19 protein-coding genes are annotated in these 19,413 nt (G+C 50.0%); 7 read left to right on the top strand and 12 right to left on the bottom strand.

All coding sequences use genetic code 11. The features are described from left to right. Positions 1–3: 3 nt before the first annotated feature. Positions 4–1,032, bottom strand: coding sequence for a glycosyltransferase family 2 protein (locus tag H6F93_RS10540; RefSeq protein WP_190680471.1), 1,029 nt, complete (start codon positions 1,030–1,032; stop codon positions 4–6). Positions 1,033–1,256: 224 nt separating this feature from the next. Here H6F93_RS10540 and H6F93_RS10535 point away from each other — a divergent pair, with 224 nt between their 5' ends. Continuing rightward, positions 1,257–1,502: a hypothetical protein gene (locus tag H6F93_RS10535; RefSeq protein WP_190680469.1), complete on the top strand. Its 246-nt coding sequence runs from the start codon at positions 1,257–1,259 to the stop codon at positions 1,500–1,502. A gap of 109 nt (positions 1,503–1,611) precedes the next feature. Here the strand turns inward: H6F93_RS10535 and H6F93_RS10530 are convergent, their stop codons facing one another. The 6 genes from H6F93_RS10530 to H6F93_RS10505 form a co-directional block, all read right to left on the bottom strand. Next, positions 1,612–2,625, bottom strand: coding sequence for a glycosyl hydrolase (locus H6F93_RS10530; RefSeq protein ID WP_190680466.1), 1,014 nt, complete (start codon positions 2,623–2,625; stop codon positions 1,612–1,614). A gap of 342 nt (positions 2,626–2,967) precedes the next feature. Then, on the bottom strand, positions 2,968–4,359 hold the full coding sequence (locus H6F93_RS10525) for an O-antigen ligase family protein (protein WP_190680464.1): 1,392 nt from the start codon (positions 4,357–4,359) through the stop codon (positions 2,968–2,970). Between the two features lie 10 nt (positions 4,360–4,369). Continuing rightward, a complete protein-coding gene (locus tag H6F93_RS10520) occupies positions 4,370–6,439 on the bottom strand; it encodes a GumC family protein (RefSeq protein ID WP_190680463.1) in 2,070 nt (689 codons plus the stop codon). 140 nt (positions 6,440–6,579) lie between these two features. Continuing rightward, positions 6,580–7,599: a glycosyltransferase family 2 protein gene (locus H6F93_RS10515; RefSeq protein ID WP_190680461.1), complete on the bottom strand. Its 1,020-nt coding sequence runs from the start codon at positions 7,597–7,599 to the stop codon at positions 6,580–6,582. 66 nt (positions 7,600–7,665) lie between these two features. After that, positions 7,666–8,778 carry a glycosyltransferase family 4 protein gene (locus H6F93_RS10510; protein WP_190680459.1) on the bottom strand — a complete coding sequence of 371 codons (1,113 nt, stop codon included), beginning with the start codon at positions 8,776–8,778 and terminating at the stop codon, positions 7,666–7,668. Between the two features lie 16 nt (positions 8,779–8,794). Then, positions 8,795–9,646, bottom strand: a complete 852-nt coding sequence (locus tag H6F93_RS10505; RefSeq protein ID WP_190680458.1) for a WecB/TagA/CpsF family glycosyltransferase — start codon at positions 9,644–9,646, stop codon at positions 8,795–8,797. Positions 9,647–10,286: 640 nt separating this feature from the next. Between H6F93_RS10505 and H6F93_RS10500 the strand changes: the two genes are divergently transcribed. Further along, a complete protein-coding gene (locus H6F93_RS10500; RefSeq protein WP_190680457.1) occupies positions 10,287–11,576 on the top strand; it encodes an inorganic phosphate transporter in 1,290 nt (429 codons plus the stop codon). Between the two features lie 110 nt (positions 11,577–11,686). After that, positions 11,687–12,103, top strand: a complete 417-nt coding sequence (locus H6F93_RS10495; protein WP_190680456.1) for a hypothetical protein — start codon at positions 11,687–11,689, stop codon at positions 12,101–12,103. 98 nt (positions 12,104–12,201) lie between these two features. On the opposite strand, the gene H6F93_RS10490 is transcribed toward H6F93_RS10495, so the two are convergent. Next, complete coding sequence (locus tag H6F93_RS10490; RefSeq protein WP_190680455.1) at positions 12,202–12,450, bottom strand: YlcI/YnfO family protein; 249 nt, start codon at positions 12,448–12,450, stop codon at positions 12,202–12,204. A 365-nt stretch (positions 12,451–12,815) separates the two neighbouring features. Here H6F93_RS10490 and H6F93_RS10485 point away from each other — a divergent pair, with 365 nt between their 5' ends. Further along, complete coding sequence (locus tag H6F93_RS10485) at positions 12,816–13,757, top strand: PAS domain-containing protein (RefSeq protein WP_190680454.1); 942 nt, start codon at positions 12,816–12,818, stop codon at positions 13,755–13,757. 64 nt (positions 13,758–13,821) lie between these two features. Here H6F93_RS10485 and H6F93_RS10480 read toward each other — a convergent pair whose 3' ends face one another. From H6F93_RS10480 to H6F93_RS10465, 4 genes are all read right to left on the bottom strand, one after another. Further along, positions 13,822–14,322 carry a hypothetical protein gene (locus H6F93_RS10480; protein ID WP_190680453.1) on the bottom strand — a complete coding sequence of 167 codons (501 nt, stop codon included), beginning with the start codon at positions 14,320–14,322 and terminating at the stop codon, positions 13,822–13,824. A gap of 247 nt (positions 14,323–14,569) precedes the next feature. Continuing rightward, the gene (locus H6F93_RS10475; protein ID WP_190680452.1) at positions 14,570–15,091 is read right to left on the bottom strand and encodes a DUF2231 domain-containing protein; all 522 of its coding nucleotides are present in this window, start codon (positions 15,089–15,091) and stop codon (positions 14,570–14,572) included. A gap of 71 nt (positions 15,092–15,162) precedes the next feature. After that, complete coding sequence (locus H6F93_RS10470; protein ID WP_190680450.1) at positions 15,163–15,903, bottom strand: LmeA family phospholipid-binding protein; 741 nt, start codon at positions 15,901–15,903, stop codon at positions 15,163–15,165. Positions 15,904–15,950: 47 nt separating this feature from the next. Then, positions 15,951–16,232 carry an acetyltransferase gene (locus H6F93_RS10465; protein ID WP_242043385.1) on the bottom strand — a complete coding sequence of 94 codons (282 nt, stop codon included), beginning with the start codon at positions 16,230–16,232 and terminating at the stop codon, positions 15,951–15,953. A 250-nt stretch (positions 16,233–16,482) separates the two neighbouring features. Between H6F93_RS10465 and H6F93_RS10460 the strand changes: the two genes are divergently transcribed. The 3 genes from H6F93_RS10460 to H6F93_RS10450 all read left to right on the top strand — a co-directional run bounded on the left by H6F93_RS10460 (position 16,483) and on the right by H6F93_RS10450 (position 19,099). Then, the gene (locus H6F93_RS10460; protein WP_190680448.1) at positions 16,483–16,977 is read left to right on the top strand and encodes a hypothetical protein; all 495 of its coding nucleotides are present in this window, start codon (positions 16,483–16,485) and stop codon (positions 16,975–16,977) included. Between the two features lie 87 nt (positions 16,978–17,064). After that, positions 17,065–17,469 carry a BON domain-containing protein gene (locus H6F93_RS10455; protein WP_190680446.1) on the top strand — a complete coding sequence of 135 codons (405 nt, stop codon included), beginning with the start codon at positions 17,065–17,067 and terminating at the stop codon, positions 17,467–17,469. A gap of 541 nt (positions 17,470–18,010) precedes the next feature. Further along, positions 18,011–19,099: a glycosyltransferase family 4 protein gene (locus tag H6F93_RS10450; RefSeq protein WP_190680445.1), complete on the top strand. Its 1,089-nt coding sequence runs from the start codon at positions 18,011–18,013 to the stop codon at positions 19,097–19,099. Positions 19,100–19,413: the final 314 nt, after the last annotated feature.

Raw genomic sequence — 19,413 nt, 5'->3', positions numbered from 1 at the left:
GGTTTACCCTCCTGACAGTTGCTGCATAGGAATGTTTTGAGAGGTGGACTGACTTGGAGGTGCCTGAAGCCGCAGTCCTTCCCGAGTTCCCCGGTAGCGCTCCCACGGCACTAAGACATCCAGCCTCGCTTCCCAAATGCCCTCCCAGAGTACACGCCCCGGTTCCTGTAAGAGGCGATCGCGCTGCTTCAAGCTGTGCTTGATCACACTGGGGATGAAGTTGGGAAGGGCGATCGCCGCCTTAAATAGCTCCTTTCGTCCAGTCGGCACGTGCAAGTTCCAGCGGCGATGCAAGTCAATTAGCGTGCGAGCCTTATAGCGCTGGGTGCGGCAAAATGCTTTCAGGTCAGCCCGGTAGCGGTGCCAGACCAGTCCGCCTTCCGTTAAGAAGTGAATTCGGTAAGGTGTTTGGGTCTGCATTCGCCAGTTCAAGTCAGTCTCTTCACCGCCTGTACATTCCAAGAATGTCCCAACTTGGGCAAACACGTCTGCCCGATACATCACATTGGCGGTTACAGCGGTAGGCAAAAACACATGGACTGCCCGATGTCCCGGACAGTTGAGCCGCAGTGCCTCATAGCGTTCCACCGGATGGGTCAGCGTGTGCGGTTTGAGCGTGCCTGCAACTGCACCAATCGTGGCATCGGTGAAGCCAGCCAACAAGTCCTTGAGCCAGTTGGAATCGACGACACAATCAGCATCAGTGAAAGCCAAAAACTCTCCCTTCGCCTGTCGAATTCCAGCATTGCGGGCAGTTCCGGCACCGGGACTCGGTTCAAATAGGGCAGTGAAGGAAGCAGCAGACGGGAATTCAGCCAAGATCTCGGCGGTGCGATCGCTGGAGTTGTTGTTCACGATCAAAATTTCCAAATGGTCTGATGGATATTCCAACCGGGAAAGTGACTGGAGTAAAAGCGGCAGCAAAACTTCACCGTTGTAGACCGGAACAATCACCGAAATCATCGGCATTTGGATAGAAATACCTACCTGGGACTGCACAGGATGGGGAAATGGGTCGGGTGGCATTGTCATTACAGAAACCTACGTTGTCTCAACCTGTCGTCTCAATCTATCAATAGGGAAGTTTCAGAAGTAGGTTGGGTGAAGCATGGCGAAACCCAACATGGGTCTGGGATTTGTTGGGTTCCGCATTCGCTCCACCCAACCTACGGGACTGCTACACGGGATCAAGAATGATCTTTCTGTAGTGGGGAATGATTCAGCAGTAGTCAGGAACGATTTAGCAGTGGTTGGGAATGACTCAGCAGTGGTCGGGAGCGATTCGGCAGTGGTCAGGAACGATTCAGCGAGGGTTGGGAATGATTCGGCAGTGGTCGGGAACAGCTCGGCAATGGTCGGGAATGGTTCAGCAATGGTTGGGAGCAATTCAGCAATGGTCGTTGGTTATTTTTCCTCGTTGTAAGGGCGCACTGCGGTGCGCCCCTACGCAAATCCGCAACATCTTTAGATTCAAGTGGTGTCAAAAGATGAGGTTGTGTTGATGAACTTGCAATCGGCTTTCATCTCCTAACTCTTTCCTGATTAGGGCTGCTGGACAGGGCATGGGTGTTTTGCTCAAGCCGGGGCTGGACAAGAGCTAGGGAGGTCGTTTTATGGCTGTGACAGGTTTGCTTGTGTGGCGTTAGTCGTCAGCGCTTGAGCGTAGCGGTTGTAGGCAGAATAGGCAGGCAAGGTTTTGACCCTGCCGGAGTCTTCATCTGCTTCAATCAAGCCGTAGCTCATGGGGTGCAGTCCTTCACCTTGAATGCTGCGATACCAGAAGACTTTCTCCGCCCGTTGTGACAAACGGGGCATGACATTAGTGAGAAATTCCGCTTTGAGCCGTTCGCCACCGTCATCAGTAGAGCGTCCCAACTCGGTAATCCAGAGCGGTTTGTTGACGCGACGTAGGAAGCGATCGACGACTTCGATCACTTCGTCAGAGCGAACGCGGTAGGGGTGAATGTTGACGCGATCGCAATGCTGCTCTAGCCCGCTATCGAGCAACGCCTGCCAATATTCTTCGGTGGACGCGCCGCTGGGGCCAGCCGCGATCACCGGGGCTGACTGACGCAACACCTGATTGGCACTCGACAGCAGTTGCACATAGCTAGCGGGAGTTCCCTGGTGATATTTGTCCAGGTTTGGTTCGTTGCCAATTTCCCAGGCATCGACCAGCCCTGCCATGTTGCTTCTCAGCCAGTTGCAGTAGCGCACCCAGTCGGTGGCATTGGGTACGGCACTCAGTTCACCATTCCCGGCAAAGGCTGGCGTTCCCCAAACGACAAACAGGATTTTGAAGCCCATGTTTTTGGCTAGCTGCAAAGACTCCAGCGTCAGTTCGCTGTCATATCGACCGCGCACAGATTCTAGCGTCGCCCAGTTGTACCACACCCGCAGCCAGCGGATTCCAGCGGACTGGTAAAGCGGCAGCAGTTTGTCGCGCCAGTTTGTCCAGTTGAGTTCTGTACCCACATTCAGACCGAGAAACTCTGCTGTTGGGGAAAGGGATTGAACAGTTTGCGCCAGGGATTTTTGCACGAGCGGCTGACTGGTACGGCACTGAGCCGACAGTCCGGCGATCGCTCCACCTAAAAGTCCCAGGGCTACTCTACGTTTGATCATTTAGAGTTCTCCGGTTGGTAGTTACAAAGGGGTTAGGGGCCGGGGGCTGGGGGCTAGGGGGAGAGGAAGGGGCTGGGGGCTAGGGAGAAGAATAGGGATGGTTAGGAAGGCGTAGTAGCATGTCTAGCCTAAGATGTTGGGTTCCGCTGCGCTTCACCCAACCTACGCAAGCTGCATAAGTTGAGAAGAACTGTAGGTTAGGTGGAGCAAAGCGAAACCCAACGCTTTAGACTTGCCGCACTAGTAGGATGGGTGAGCGCATGGTAACCCGTGCTGTTGGGTTTCTTGCCTCAACCCAACCTACGAGTTGACCAGGGAAAAACCAACTCTAGCCCCCAGCCCCTAGCCACTCCCTCCCCACCAGCGCCTAAAGCTCTCCCAAGGAGTCAGCGGCTCAGCAAGGGTAGCGGCTGACCAGGGTACCTGCTGCACTTGTCGATCTGCCCAGTTCCAAGCGCAGCCGAGCCAGGCGGCAAAGACAAAGACGGTGACGCTGGCGGCGGCTAGTTCCCCGGTCAGCATGGCGAGGGATAAGCCAGCCCAAGCTCCGAGGGTGGGGGAAAGGCTAGGCTGCTGACGCACCAGGCGATAGATAGAAAAGCTAATGGCAATCCAGGCAACGGCTAGGACAAAGCAGCCAATCAGCCCCGTTTGGTAAAGCGTGGAATAAAGCTGGGAGTGCGACCCCAGCGGTACATCTAGCACTTGAGAGTGTCCCTGTGCGCCAAAGCCAATCCAGGGTGAGTTAGTGAATGCTTGAAAGGTTTCCTCATAGAGGGCTAATCGTCCAGAGGTGGAGTCGCTGCGGTAGTTAAAGAAGTAGTCGTACAGCTTGCTGAGAATGATGGGCGAGGCAATTCCCAGAACGGGAGCACACCACAGTAAGGCTCGTCTGCCTTCGCGACTGCCTAGCCAGATGGCAATGAATCCGGCAAGAACGATGCCCACCTGGGCAGCGCGTCCGGCAGCTAGCAGGATGGTGATGAGTCCTCCGGCAATGCTGAGCCAGCGGAGCAGGCGATCGCGCTCCACTAAAGACCCCATGCAGACAAAGATGCTCATCGTGCCCGCCAACGGTGCCCAATAATAGAAAGACCGCAATCGCGTGACGGGTTCAGCGTCCCATTCTAGTTGCTCATAGTTATAGAGCCGTGCTTCAAAAAAGATATCGGCAGGCATGGACGGTACGAGCGTGATCAGTAAGCTTTGGGTTTCAGGAATGCTGCCTGTCAGCTGCTTGTAAATCTCGCCAAACACAACCGCTGCAAGCTGACAAACACCGACGATGCAGATCGCTCGGACGATGACGCGATAGCGTACATTCAGTTGCCGCATCGCATACCAGACTGCTACCGTCAGCAGCCACACACCCAGGATTGACCCGGTTGCGGTGACGCTGCGTCCTAGTTCTGCGCCACCCGTCCACAGGTTGAGGACGATCGCCACCAGCCAAACGCCCGCATACAGGCACCACATCTGCCAGCCAAATGGCAAGGTAACACGACTAGGACGCTGAAGACTGCGATAAAGCAAATACCAGCCCACCGTTGGGTAGACAAATACCTGAATTCCTAAAATCCACCACAGCGGCACCAGGGCGATCGTCCAGAAGACGAGCTTTTCAGAGAAGAGATCAGTGTGCGATCGCTCCACCCTGGCTTGCGGTATCCAAACCGGCGAAGCAACAGAGCTCAGCAGCGCTTTAGAGGGTAGATCTTCTGGGCTAAGCCTCATCGTGCCTCCCTCAAACTTCGCTACCAACCAAATAGCGGCTGGAGTCGGACATTGCGGTAGGCAAGGGTTCTTCTACCCCAATCACCACTTGCCCCAACAGGCGAGTACTCCAGGTTTGCAGGGTTTCCGCTGCGGCTTCCACGCCTTGACGACCCAGCAGATCGGGGTAAACCACCCACAGTACGCCATCTGAAAGGGAGGCAAGCAAAGCGGCATCGGCGTTTTGGCAAGCAGGCGGACAGTCTAAAATCACCAGGTCATAGCGCTCCCGTGCCTGATCCAGCAGTACCAGCCAGTCTCGATAGTTGGTCGTCAGGCTGGCAGTAACTTGAGGCAGCACATCAAACCCAGGCAGCACCTTTTGCACAGTGCTTTGCCAGGAAGGAGAGCCGTTTGTGTCATTGGCCCTCGCAGCTAGCAATGGAGCATAAGCAGGACTGGGCCGACGATGAGCATCAACCAGTAGGACTCGATGACCCGACTTTGCCTCGACCAGCGCCAGGTTGTGTGCTACCGACGATCGCCCTTCCTGCGGTGCCCAGCTACAGATGGCGATCGCCCGTACCTGCTGCGGCAGCATTCGCATGTGAGCTTGCAACAAGCGATAGCTATGTGAGAGTGGCTGGTGGTCTAGCGATTCCTCATGGTTCAATCTGCCATTGCCACGTCGAGGAATGGTTGCCAAAATCGGTAGCGGCAAAATTTGCTTCAGATCCCGGGTTTCCTCTAGGGAATCGCTGCGCGATCGCAACAGCCAAACCAGCGCTAGGGCGATCGCCGTACTCACGACTACCACCAGCGCTAGCAGCAGTTTGTCATTGGGGGCGATCGGGTTGTTGTTCACGGCAGCAGGCTCGACCACGCGCACGTTGCTGACTTCTTGCTGTTCGGCAATTCGAGTCGCGGTGTATTGCTGCTCAAAGGTGCGATATTCCTGTTCTGCTAGTTCTGCATCAAGCTGAAGCTGCGACTGCTGTTTAATCAGCTCCGGTAACTGGCGAGAACGCGCCTGAAGCTGGTTATATTGCTGAGTTAGTTGAGCCAATCGTGCCGCCTGAGCCGATCGCTCTGCCTGAAGCGTAAACCACTGCTCGACCAAGCGTTGGCGAATTGGGTCAACGGGCTGCTGAGGCGTCTGTTGTCCTAATAACTGTTCTGACCGCTGGTTCATCAAGGCTTGAATGCGATCGCGTCTTTCCCTGGCGCTGACCACATAGGGGTCATTCTCGGTGAACCGATTCTCGTAGTCAGCCAGTTGCCCCTGCGCCTCAACCAACTGCGATTGCAATTCCTGGTAAGCCGGATCTTGGCTCACCCCGGCTGCATTCAGCGTCGTCAACGGATCGCCCGAAAGCTGAGTTCTCATTTGGGCAATTCTTTGCTCCGTTGCAGAAAGCTCTGCCCGTGCTGCGGCGACCTGACTGGCAAATTCGCTGAGCGATTCTGTGATCGCATCCGTCTCAACCGTTGTGCCAAGGAATCCGCTACTGGTTTGAAAATTCTCCAGGCGATCGCGGGCTTGGGCTAGCTCACCTTGTAAGCTGTCTAGCTGACTTTGGATAAACTGGCGGGCTTGAGAACCTTGTTCCCGGTTGGCGCTGAGGTTTTGCTCCATGTAAACCTCAACCACAGCTTTCACCACGTCGGCAGCGAGTTCCGGCGAGTCTGACTGGTAAGACACCTCGACCAGGTCAGTTCCCTCCACTCCTTTTACCTGGAGATTGCCATAGGGCGCATCCGAGGAAGTCAAGTTCAACCGTTCTAAAGCCAGGTCGTACACCGGGCGAGACTTTAGCAGCGCCACCTGGTTGTTGACTGGACTGACGCGATCGCCCACGGCATCTAGTTCGCCTACCACCGTAGGCTGCTCTCCTGGACTAATTAACCGGGTACTCGTCGCCGGAGCCTGAATGAGCAGCGTAGACTTTGACTCATAAACTCGTTCAGGCAGGCGCGTTAGCACGGTTCCCACTCCCAAGAGCAGGGTCAGCGTGAGCAGAAATGGCACGCGCTCTTTGTTAATCGCTTGCAGCACCCGAACTGGGATAGATGGACGCTGAGAAAAAGACCAATCTGTCATCACGGCAACCTATTCCACCTCTCGGAGTAGAAGGACTGAGCAGTATCAAATCATTGAACTTGAGTTTTTACATCCTGCTATAGGCATTTATTCCTGTTTTTTAGGTTGGAATACTCAAAACCAACGATCAATAACATTTCCTAAATCCTTGCCTGCCCTCCTGATCGCATTTGAAACCAGCGTGATGTAAGCTGATGTCCCAGCTGTAGGAATTGGTTGAATACAGGTTGAGGCGTGACAGACTGAACGGCGATCGCCGCAAAAGTAATCGGTGCGCGGGGATCATGCCACAGGACTTTAGGCGAAGCTTTCAATGATTCTTGGGCGTGTTGCCTTGCGGCGGAGTAGTTTCCAGCAACAAAAGCAGCACGAGCCATCCAGCGATGGGTAAAGGCAATCGCTTGGGGTCTTAACCGCTCAACGCTATCGGGCGCATAAACAGCAATCTGCTGCAAAAACGTCTCCAGCCCTTGCAGCATCCGCTCAGTGTCTGCCGTGAAGCTGCCTGGATGCGTTCGATATTCGGTTAGCGTTTGAGGAACGAGATGAAACCGATGTCCATAAAAACTCAGGCGGACCCAAAGTTCTTGGTCAACCATCCGGCGCAGGCTGGGGTCAAATCCATTGGCTTGCTCTAGCACATACCGTCGCACCACGGCTGTACTGCCATTGCCTAGATAATTTTTGAGCAGCAGTGCTTCGTGGGTCAGGTTGATCTGGGCTTGGCTCATGTGAAGTCCCGTGCGATCGCCCTTTACGTCAATAAACGCTGCCCAGTCATAGCTCACCGATGCATTAGGGTCACTATCCATCGCCTGACGGTGAGCCGCCAATTTTTCAGGACACCAGCGATCGTCTGCATCTAGAAACGCCACCAGTTCACCTTTTGCCGCCGCGATGCCGCTGTTACGGGCAGCCGCCAACCCTCCGTTGATTCGACTAACCAGAACAATCCGCCGATCTCGCTGGGCAAATTCTGCCGCAATCTCAGCCGTATTGTCCGTAGAGCCATCGTTGACCACGATCGCCTCAAAGTCTGGGTCGGTTTGCGCCAACACCGAGTTGAGACAATCTATCAAAAACGGACTGGCGTTGTACGCCGGGATCACGACGCTAAACTTGGGAAGGCGATCGCTGGACGCTTCAGATGAATTAGGCATTGCAGTGATCCAGATACTTCTGCTGAAGAGACGGTGAAATCTCAATAAAGTTTCGTGAAGAAAGAACTAGGGGCTGGAGGTTGGGCTGGAGATCTTTCCCAATCCCCAACCTCTAACCCCCAATCCCCGACTTCTAGACGCTAACCGCTGATAAAGCGCTTCGTACTGCTGCCAGGTGCGATCAAAGGTCCACTGGCTCCAGTAATCGGCTTGAGCTTGCTTGCCGAGGCGCGATCGCAATTCCTCATCCGTTAGCAAATGCTCTAGTGCATTAGCCAAAGCTTTGGGATCACGCACTTGGCATAGCCAGCCATTTTCACCCTGATGTAGTAATTCTTGATTACCGTCAATATCTGTTGCGAGACAGGGTAAACCTGCTGCCATTGCTTCCATTAGCGCTAGAGGCAAACCTTCATACAGAGACGGCAGCACGAAGGCATCGGCGAGAGAGAGCCATTCTGAAACCTCTGAAGTTTGCCCCAAAAATACAATGTCCTGGGAAACGCCTTGCTGTTTTGCCTGGAGTTGCAGAGTTTCTCTGAGTTCACCGTCCCCTGCCCAGACAAAGCACCAAGATTCACGCAGGGAGTGTGGAAGCTGGGCAATCGCCTCCAACAGATAAGCATGACCCTTCTGCTCTGAAAGCCGAGCCACCGTTAAGCAAATTTGACGCGATCGCAATGATGCAGGTAATTCCTGACGCAGTGCTTCAGCGCGTTCTAGGTTGGGTGAACGGAAATAGACACCGTTGGGGATCAGTGCCCGTCGCTCCGGCGGCAGACGAAAAAACCCCGCATGGTGTCGGTCCATTGCTTTAGAACAACCCACCACACAATCAGCAAAGCGGGTGAGGCGACGGCGAGTGCGATAGGCAATGTGGTTGGTCTGCACAGAAGCAGGCACCTGGGGGATCAACCGCAACAACAGGGAACAGTAGCGATCGTGGACATGCACAATGGCGTAATTCTCGCGCTGTAGTCGCTGCCAGAGCCGCCAACCGTCTAGAAGTTTGTTGCCTGTAAAGAAACGCTCAGCGGCGATCGCCTCCGACACATCAGCATCTTTGGCTAAAACCGTCACCTCATGTCCACTACAGCGGGCAGCAGTTGCTAAGTCCGCAACAACCTGAAGCGAGCCGCCACCCGTTTGATACTGATAAATTGCCTGGAGAATTTTCATCTCATGTGTATGAAAGTCATTGCTGAGACTGAATCACCAGAACCTCAGCCGGACGTACCTGCACCTTCGCCAAAGCAATCTGCATCAGGAAAGCAGGATTGCCCAGCAAATAGCGCGTCGCTAACCGTTTGGGCTCGTGCCACAACCGATAAAGCCACTCCAGTCCAGCATCAGAGAGATAAGTAGGACAGGTTGAAACGATCCCTGCCAGCCGATCAATTGCTGCACCGCCCGCCAAAATCGCATTGGTCGAAAGCCGATGACGGTTCTGCCGAATCCAGTTTTCCTGGCGCGGCATTCCCATTCCCACTAACAAAACGTTGGGCTTGACTCGATTGATCTGCTCAACCACTAAATCATTCTCAACAGGGTCATTCATGTCGAAATAGCCGTCGTGACCGCTCAGCCGAATGTTGGGGTACTGAGTCCGCACATTCTCCAATGCTTTCTGCAAATGCTCACACTCAGAACCCAGCAGAAAAAGAGACAGCCCATGCTGGTCACAATGCTGTAAAAGCTTCGGCAATAGCTGAGTGTAGGAGACACGGTACTGAATCGGTAGCTCCGTTCCCATAATCCGGATTGCCTTTAAAATCCCCGTGCCATCACAATGCACGATGTCTGCACTTTGCAAGAAATTGTAGAACCAGGGTAGCTGCATGGATAAATTGAACCCATGCACATTGGAGTGCGCCACCGTAATTTTTCTCTGCTCAACACAGGCGCTATGAATCGCTCCAACGATTGCTGTCGCTGTCATACAGGTAATTCGACGACCTAGTAGATGTACATCCAGGTTTGGTAACGCCTCTGCGTCAGTCACATCTGGCAGCGCTACGACAGTAGGGTGAACGTGTGAAATAGCCATATGAAAAAAGTTCACTCGTTAAAGGGTGAGCAGTCAGGGGTGTGCAATTGTGACGAATCTTCAGGTGATTGATTTAGGGTTAGAAGTCACTAGCTATCCTTCCAATCAGGGCTGAAGAATGCTGGCGATAATTGCCCTAAATCCGACCGCCATTTCAGTTCTCAAACTGAATTTTGACTTTGCAACTCCTTGGCGCTGTATCTACTGAACTCCCTAACTGAAACAACGCTGAATCGGGGGCTGAGTTCTGACCTAAAACCAAACAAGGTCTAACAGTCAGTCAAAGTCAAGGCGTTATACGTGTATAACATTGGTTGTATCCGTGTGTAAAGATAGTGTCAAGACCAGCGTTTAACAATGGGCTATGAGTGGGCTACAAAACCTACTAAGGCAGATTATTTCCAAATGACGTTCACGTAACGTTAAGTTAACAACCGCACTGTAACAAGCGGAAAAAAGCACAACATCCTACCCTAGGCTGAATCTCAGGGAAGGCAAAAATTGGCAGAAATTAGGATCAAACTCTTTTCAGCACAAGGTTTTATCGGGCTCAAGTATAAATTTTTGATGAAGCTAAGTTATACGAGGGGCGCTACAGGCGAGAGTTTGAAGGGAGTTAAGCTGGTCTGGTTCACTTAACATGCTGTTTCTTGGTCTAACTGCCGTTCTCGCTTTTTATGTCGCCTGGAACCTTGGTGCTAACGATGTTGCCAACTCGATGGGAACGTCTGTTGGTTCAAAGGCAGTAACCCTGCGGCAGGCATTGGCGATCGCCGGAATTCTCGAATTCACCGGCGCAGTCCTATTTGGCAGAAATGTTTCAAACACAATTGCTACGGGAGTTGTTGATCCCGCTACGTTTGCTGCTGATCCCCATGTGCTGCTACTGGGAATGACTTCAACGTTAATTGCCTGTGGCATCTGGCTACAAGTCGCAACAACATTTGGGCTACCCGTTGCTTCTTCTCACGCCGTTGTAGGAGCGATCGCCGGATTTGGTTGGCTAGCAGCAGGCACTCAAGCCGTAGATTGGGGCTCACTGGGTATCATTTCCGTTACCTGGATATTGACCCCAGCAATTAGTGGCTCGGTCAGCGCACTGTTTTACACCCTGATTTATCGTTGGATTCTGGCGCAATCCAACCCAGTCCAGCAGCTTTATGAATGGATTCCCTGGCTCAGTGCTGCTCTAGTCAGCGTTTTTAGCGCGATCGCTCTCCCACCCATTTTTCGTCTACCACAATTTCAAGCATTACCGCTCCCGTCCCATGATCTGCCGCTGATGGTTGGGGCGATCGCCACCGCCAGCCTCACCCTCATCACCTGGAACCAACTCAAAACCCGCACCCAATCCGCACCCCCTGGACCCCAATCCCCGATCTTCACTCCCCACTCCCCATTCCCTAACCCAGTTGAAACCCAACTTGCTCGCTTCCAATTTCTCAGCGCTTGCTTCGTTGCTTTTGCTCACGGCTCCAACGATGTAGGGAATGCTGTTGCACCCCTGGCGGCGATCGTTTACATTCACCGCACAGGCAGCATTCCTCTTAGCGATTTCAGCGTTCCGACCTGGATTTTGGTACTGGGTGGCATTGGGATCACGGCTGGATTGGCAGTATTCGGCAAGAACGTGATCAAAACCATTGGCGAAGGCATCATTCCGCTTCAGCCCAGTGCTGGCTTTTGTGCAGAATTATCGACTGCAACCACTGTTTTACTTGCATCTCGACTGGGTTTGCCGATTTCTACTTCCCATGCTCTAGTGGGTGCGGTCGTAGGGATTGGACTGGTACAACGAGGGCGATCGCCGGACTCCTCTATTCAATTTGGCACCCTGCGCCAGATTGCCTTAGCCTGGCTTGTTACAATTCCTGCTGCCGCTGGACTATCAATCGCTATTTTTACGGTCCTCCAGAAATTGAACTTGTGAGATTTCAAAGCTAATATTGTTCAGTTGAGGAACTGTCACAGAAAGAACAAGGTTATAAAAATTACAACGCTAGGATACAGATATTGAAGCCCCATTGGAGGGTTGAACACATGAAACTACTAATGAAAGCTCTGGTTATCCCTGCTGCTCTACTAGCAACCCTCACCGCTGCAACAGTTGCTCGTGCAGATGTACAAACTCCGATCTCCTCTGGTCAAGCGGTTAGCCAAGGCTCATCAGGCGGTTCGCAATCCAGCCAGTGTGGTTTTATTGCTAGCACACCCAACGAGGTTGTGAGAGTGACCGGGGAAAATGCCTCCCTGCGGTTTACCCTGCAAAGTGAAGGACAGCCAACCCTACTAATCCAAGGTCCGGGTGGACGCAATCAGTGTGTCTTGGCGGATAGCTATTCTGGTGGCAATATCGAAGTTCCTGGCGTGTGGGAACAGGGAACTTACTCCGTGTTTGTGGGCGATCGCACTCAGTCCAACCATCCATACACGCTCACGATCGTGCAAGAGAACTAGAAAGGAACAGGTTGAAAAAAGGGAGACGGAGCAAGGCCCCGTCTCCCTTTTTTCATTCAAACAATCAGCCCTGGATGTAGGTTAAGCAACAGCGCCAGTTACTTCAGTTGAGATAAAGTCGTATTGCTAAGCTGCTCGGTCAACCTTTCCACCTTCTGCTGAAGCTCATTCATCTGTTGCTGAAGTCCTTCTACCCGGTTGGACTCTGATGCAGAAGGCAAATCAAAGAAATGTCGGAGCGCCTGTACGACAACTGCTGTTTTGTCTTTTCCAGTTGTCTTAGCTTCAAGTTCGATCGCCTGTACGACATCGTCTGGCAGTCTAAATGCTACTAACTTACTAGCCATTTTTACTTAAGTTTATTGTTCAAACTTTAAAACCGTTTACTCTGCTCAGCTTGTAGGCTCCTACAGCGCCAGACGATAGATTCCCCTACCTAAAACGTATCAGCCCAAAGCGGGCTAAGCCAGCTTTGTATAAAGACTTCACGGAATCTACAACCTAATCCGAATGGGCTTGTAAATTTGTTAAGAACAGACCCACGCGTCAGCCTTTAGCTATAAAGAGCTTAAGCCCCTTGTTAGGACGGGAATTACCTGCTTCGTGCTTTGTCTGTTATGAGCCCTGAAGGAATAAATGTTACAGTCTCCCTCCTCCCACAGTCTTCCTGTTCCCCTTTTGCTTTCTGACTCAGGAACATCGGGGCAGATTATTGAGTCAGTCCCTTGAACCCTTTAACAGGCTTCAGGAGTTTGCACTACCCGTGATCTCAGCATCAGGAGAACCCGTGATTGAGTTAGGCATATTCCAGACTGAGTGCCAGATTTTGGAGCAGCTATTGTTGCGTCTCCGGTCAGCCGAAGCCGCCAAACAAGCTTTGGCAAAACTTGTGTATGGGGCTCATCAGACCTCCTTGAAATGTCCAGACCAACATTCTTTAAATCAGGACGATAAGCCAGCTTCGGAAAGCATTTGCATAGTAGACCTAAATACCAAGCAAGTTTTGCAAGCTAATTTAGCTTTTCAGCGGTGGTTGGGATATGACCAGACTGAGGAATCACCCTTAAACTTGTACGATATCGTGGAAGGCGATCGCCAGCAAATCGACCGGCAAATTTATCATCTGCTGCTGGAACAGCACTGCCTCATCACAGAACAATCGTGTCGTCACAAAGATGGATTCTGGATAGAAGCTGAAGTTAGACTGAGCCTAATTTCATTTAAAGGGGCGCTGGCGCTCTATGTTGTAGCACGTGATGTTACTGAGCGCAGACAAATAGAGGCAACGCTGCAAGAAAGTGAAGCAAAATTTCGGGCAGTAGCTGAGACAGCTACATCTGCCATTTTTATCTATCAAGACGAACAGTTCTGCTATGTCAACCCAGCTACGGAACAGTTGACGGGCTACACCCAAGCAGAACTCCACACTATGAAACTTTGGGATTTAGTTGATCCTGATCTGCTTGCTTATGCAAACAGGCTAGAAATCCAACTCGGTAAACCTATATTTCTTCGTCATGAGCTAGAAATGATGACGAAAGTGGGCGAAATTCGTTGTTTAGAGATAATAGCAACCTGGGCTGAATTCAACAGTCGCCCTGCTTTAATTGGCACTGCGTTCGATCTGAACAATACCTTTCAACTGACTTTTTAAGTCAGTTGAAACAAGGAAGTACCTCAGCGGAGCAATTTCTTAATTCTTAAGTTTATCTCTTTATTTAATCATCCCGAACTTCTGTTTCTTCCTCATACAAAAACTGAATATCAGAACGCAAAGCACTCCGAAACGCGCCTTTGGCTTTCCAGATTTTCTCTAACTGCTCTTTTGAATACTGCCCCTCCATCTCAGGTTTTTCTCTCAAAACTCTACGTAAAGTGTAAAGGGTATCCACTGCACTACGCGATAACAACAAAAATGCTCTGGCACCATGCCATTCATCAAGCTTTTTAAGAATGTCTTTGAAATAAGCTTCAGATAAATGTGCTTGTTGAGCAGCCATTTGTGATTTTCGCAACCCATCGGTGATGGCGATCGCTTCTGGATACATTTCGAGTCTTAAATCATATAGCTTAGAAGTCATACTTCTTTGCAGCTCTCGCTCAAACTTTTCCCGCTCTGACCTTAAAGTATTTTTGTTAGTCACAAAGGAAATGAGCGCGATGATGAGAGACACAATTGCAGCAATTACAGCACTCAAAACTCCTGTAAATAGTTCCATAAAAACTTCCTGAAGCTCCAGCACTAAACTTTTAGAAAGTGTACTTTTATAGCGCCAGTCATTTCAATCGCTCCTTTTCCACCAAAAGATTCAGGGATGTACCCCCGCTGAGCGGGGGTACATCCCTGAATCTTTTAGTACTTAATCTCTAACTAGGAAGGGAGTAAATAAAAAGGGGAAGGACTAATCCTTCCCCTTTTCCACTCAACCTTTGATTCAACCTTGGTGTTTCCCGTACCGCTCGCCTTTATGGTCCTTCAGGGTCGCCATAGCCAATTACAGCAATTTTGTGGCGATAGACCAGTTCACCCCCATACCATCCGCTGATGCCTAACAGGGCTGCAACAATCAGCGACAGGATTAACCCAGCTGGTAGAACTGCCCCAGTTACATTGTTCCAGCGCAGCACTAGATTAATGATGGTCAGCACCAACACGGCCACATTCGCAACCATGTGTGCCCAACCTGCACTATGCTTACGAACTCGTCCAATCCTTAGAAAATCTAACATTCCGGTTATGGCTGCAGCAATTCCAGTTACTAGACCCGAAGCAATTAGCCAGAAAGAAGCTCTTGCCCAAAAGTCATCACCCACCAACCAATACACAGCATCCGTCGCAAACGCACCGACTAAAAATGCGATTGGAAGAGTCACAATTACAGGATGAATAGGGTGTCCGGCGATCGCCACGGTGCTAGGCACACCGCTATCACGATATTCTCTCTCATCGCTCTCAATAATTGGCGGAATGTTAGGCGTTTGAGTCATGCTGATTCTCCTAGTGTAAAACGATGGATAAAGCGTGGAATTGCAAATTCACAGTAGTGAATTACAACGGCTTATGAAGGAAACTGCTCAACACGGGCTGCTGTTTGAAGCGCTAATTTACCTTCAGAAATATCTAACTTTTGAATTTGGAAGGACATACCTTCTAGTTCGAAATTACGTAAATCTAGTAATTCAGCAGAGCGTTCCAAAAGTGCTTCTGTTAGCTCTGGTGAAAGATCTTTACCATCGTGATATTCTACTTGTGTCAAAACAACTCGTTGCCCACCTTCACCAATTTCTGGCTTTGCTGTAAAAGCGACAGGCTGACTCTCACCCGTTTCCTTGTCTAAAATGGTGGCGCTTAGAGCGACTTTAGTAGAATCAGGCAAACGAAAATCGACCTGTTGAAAATCAACTTTTGTCACCTTTCCGTTTACATGTACATCCAGCCCTTGCATTTTGCTCTGAATGTATTCAGAATTGAACGCCCGATTAATGTCTTCTTCCAACAAAACCACGTGAGCGGAAGCATCTACTGGGCGAGTTAATTCGACTTTACCGAAAGCAAGGCTAAGTGGGTTAATTGAAACACTGTCCGTTTGAAGCTCCATATCTTCAACCCGCAGGTCTTTCTCCATCACCATTCCCTTGCCTTTGATGGAGACAGAATCTACCTTTCCTTGAGCGAGTCCAAGAGCCTGTGCATCGACATCGACGTTCACTTCTTGGACTTCATCTAGTTGGCTTTTAATGCCAATCTCAGCAGCCTTGCCTAATGCTTGTCCTTCAAGGCTTCTATCATCTTTGGTCACGCGTTCTAACCTTATGCAATTCAAAAAATAGTACAGTTCAAAAACAGTTAGTTGGTTCGGTAATCTGCATCGACCCAGCAGCGAGGCAACTCTTCACCAGAAGGAAATTTCAAATTTTCTTTGCTAATTGAAGCCGGCTCTTGTTCCTCTTGTCCAGCTTGCACTTGAGCAGAGATTGAATCTTTTACAGGGTTAAACAAAGCTTCTGGATCAAGCACTTCAACCAGATCTCCTGTTTGCTTATTCTCTAAAAACATTACGGTTCCTATATTTATTCCTAGTTCTTCTTGAGCAATGAGTGAAGCTAATACTTCTTTATAGATTCCCAAGGTTACGCTCAAGTCTAGAATGTCTAAATCTAACTCTCCTCGTTCTCAAGACAGATTAGATAGAGCGCTTCACCTAGGTTTTTTGAGTGATAGTTTGTCTAGTAATTAAAGCGATGTGTTCTACCCAAAGAAGGATTAACCGAATTGTCTTTTGCTGCTGTGGCCTGAAGTTTTTGTAGCGAACAAAACACAAACTGAAGACAAATAGAACGGGATCACTAGGATCAGTACGGATACGAGGGGGACGATCATGACGAGTCAAAGCCCAACGGAAAGGCTACAGCATACTGTGGGGGTCTTTCAGCAGCAGCAATCAGCAGAAGTTGCTCGCGACGCACTACTCAAAGCAGGTTTTTCCAATGATCAGGTTTTTATCCAAACTCAAGCTCTAGACCCAAATCCTCCGGCTCAAGACACTAAAGCCGCTGAAAGTGCTGGAGGGGGTGCTTTAGTTGGGACAATACTAGGAGCGCTAGTTGGTCTGCTACTAAGTTTGGGAGCAGGGAATATGAAAGCGGTTAGCCCTGTTGCGTTTATCAACTCTGGTCCCTTTTCATGGGGTGCTATTTTTGCAGGGGCAGGCATCGGAGCGATCGCCGGAGGATTAATCGCTGCCCTCGCTGGAGTAAACGTGCCTAAGTCAGGTGTAGCAACTGACCGGGATCATCTTTCTCACAAATACTTACTGATGTTTGTGGGTGATAGAGACGAATTTGCCAAAGCGGAAGAGTTAGTGCGGCAGTAGTAAACCTGCTTAAGCGGCTAGACATGCCCTCTAGGAATTGAGCAAGCGCTGGGCTATGCCGCAAGGATCTGAAAAGGAGGTCAAGTCATGACTTGGATGGAAAGACTGATCGTTGAGAAGGTCGCAGAAGATAAGCACTCTGCTAGCGATCGCCCAGCTCACTATGAAGGGCAAATGAGTCCAGGGCTTACAGGACAGTATGACCGCGATTTGCGTGAGAAAGCAGGAATGCACACCCCGCCACCCCTACCAGAAAACATGGGTTTAGAGGGAGAATTTGACCAGGGTGGGTTAGCAAAACGGGTGGCTTTAGCGCTGGATCAAAGCTCAGTTGCAGATGTTGAGAGTTTACAAATCGTGCAACGAGGCAACATGATCGAGTTTCGAGGAGAGTCACCCAATCAGTCAGTGTTAGAGAAAGTTGTAAAAATCACGGCTCAGATCGATGGAGTGAAACAAATCGAAACTGACCAGGTGGCGATCGCCCCTTGAACCACTAGAAAAGCAAATAAGTAAGGCATTTGAGCAACTACCATCTCCATAAAAATAGAGTTACCCAATGCTTTACCTGATTAAGGAATGCTTTAAGCAAGGAATGTAGTAGTGATGCAACTCTACCGCTCTTCTTGCTCTCGCATCGTTCTCTTTCGCAGAGATGCCAATAACTGACTTCTCACTTCTCGTGACCATAGATCAAAATCAAAACTGTCACTGTTAGTATTAAGTGCCGCCTCAGAAGGCTTTCTCTGTTCAGTTTTCGAGTTCGAGTTCATCTTGAATTGCTAGAGAAGAACAGCCTATCAATTGTCAGCTAAAAACAAGAGCCGTATCTGTATCCCAAGGCATAAAGAGTCTAGTTTGATGCAGGTGGCGCAAGGATTTAATGCAGTTGCCGCATAGTCTTTCATAAAGCCGTTTTTCCATTCCTTTTGGTCTATGGTTATAGCTCCCGAGCATGATGGGGTAAGGGATAGACCTGAATAGAATAGAGCTACTTTGTTTTAACTTTCTTTATTTTTAGGAGATTAATTCAATGAAAATTGCTCAAATTGCTTCTTTATGGGAAAGGGTGCCGCCCCCCGCTTATGGGGGTGCAGAATTGGTTGTCAGCTTACTAACGGATGAATTAGTACGTCGGGGTCACGAAGTAACCCTGTTCGCATCAGGTGATTCTATTAGCTTGGCTCAGTTAGAGTCTGTTCATCCTAGAGCGCTACGGTTGGACTCGACCGTGAAAGAACCTGGTGTTTACGAGATGATGCAGTTGGGGCGAGTATACGAACAAGCAAACCAGTTTGATGTTATTCACTCTCACATGGGTTGCAGTGCTATTCCTTATACGGGTTTGGTGAAGACCCCTACAGTTCATACCCTTCACGGCATTTTTACGCCCGACAACGAAAAACTATTTACTCACGCTAAAAACCAGCCTTACGTCAGCATCTCCAATGCTCAGCGAGAAGCCAGACTAGGACTTAACTACGTCGCTACCGTCTACAACGGAGTAGCGCTGGATACTTACAAATTTTATGCTCAACCTGATAACCCGCCTTACCTGGCCTTTTTAGGACGAATTTCTCCCGAGAAGGGAACGCATTTGGCGATCGCCATTGCTAAACAAACAGGTTGGCACCTAAAAATAGGCGGAAAAGTCGATCGAGTAGATGTGGACTATTACGAAGAAGCGATTAAGCCACACATTGACGGCAAACAGATTGAATTTTTAGGCGAACTCAATCACGTTCAGAAGAATGCTCTAATGGGAGGAGCCGTCGCGACCCTGTTCCCCATCACTTGGCGAGAACCGTTTGGGCTGGTAATGATTGAGTCAATGGCTTCTGGAACACCTGTAATTGGGATAAATCTTGGCTCAGCTCCAGAAGTAATTGCTCATGGCAAAACGGGTTTCCTGTGTCACACAGTAGAAGAATGTGTAGCAGCGCTTGACTCAGTTCCCCAGTTAAATCGTGCCGATTGTCGTCAACACATCGCAGACAACTTTAGCGTTCAACGTATGGTAGATGGTTACGAAGCGGTGTATCAGCAGATTCTAGAAGTCCGCTTTGCAAAAAATGGGCAATCTCGCAGCTTACCCCGTTTGAGCAAATATAGCGTTAGCTAATCATTCACGCTTAGCACGTGACGGCTTTCTTTAAGGGGTTGGCAATGCCAAGCCCCTTTTAAGGTTCGAGTCACTGTATTTGAATCACTCTATTTAAGCCACTATAAATCTCAGATCTTGAGAAATTATTTAATTCATCTTGCTATAGGGGGATGCAGGGTGGCAGCTGGTGTACTGAGTTGGCAGAATAAGGTATGAGTGAACTATGGTTTTGTGGCACTCCTGATAGAGCGTCTTGGTATTAACCAACAGACCCACTCACAAACTTTGCAACACCCGTCATGCAGTTTTCATATCCTGCATGACATCTCCAT

Origin of the sequence: Leptolyngbya sp. FACHB-671, from assembly GCF_014695745.1 — a bacterium.
Lineage (GTDB): Bacteria > Cyanobacteriota > Cyanobacteriia > Elainellales > Elainellaceae > JAAUTN01.
The sequence above is the reverse complement of the archived record's forward strand: the minus strand, read 5'-3'. Positions and strand labels throughout refer to the sequence as shown.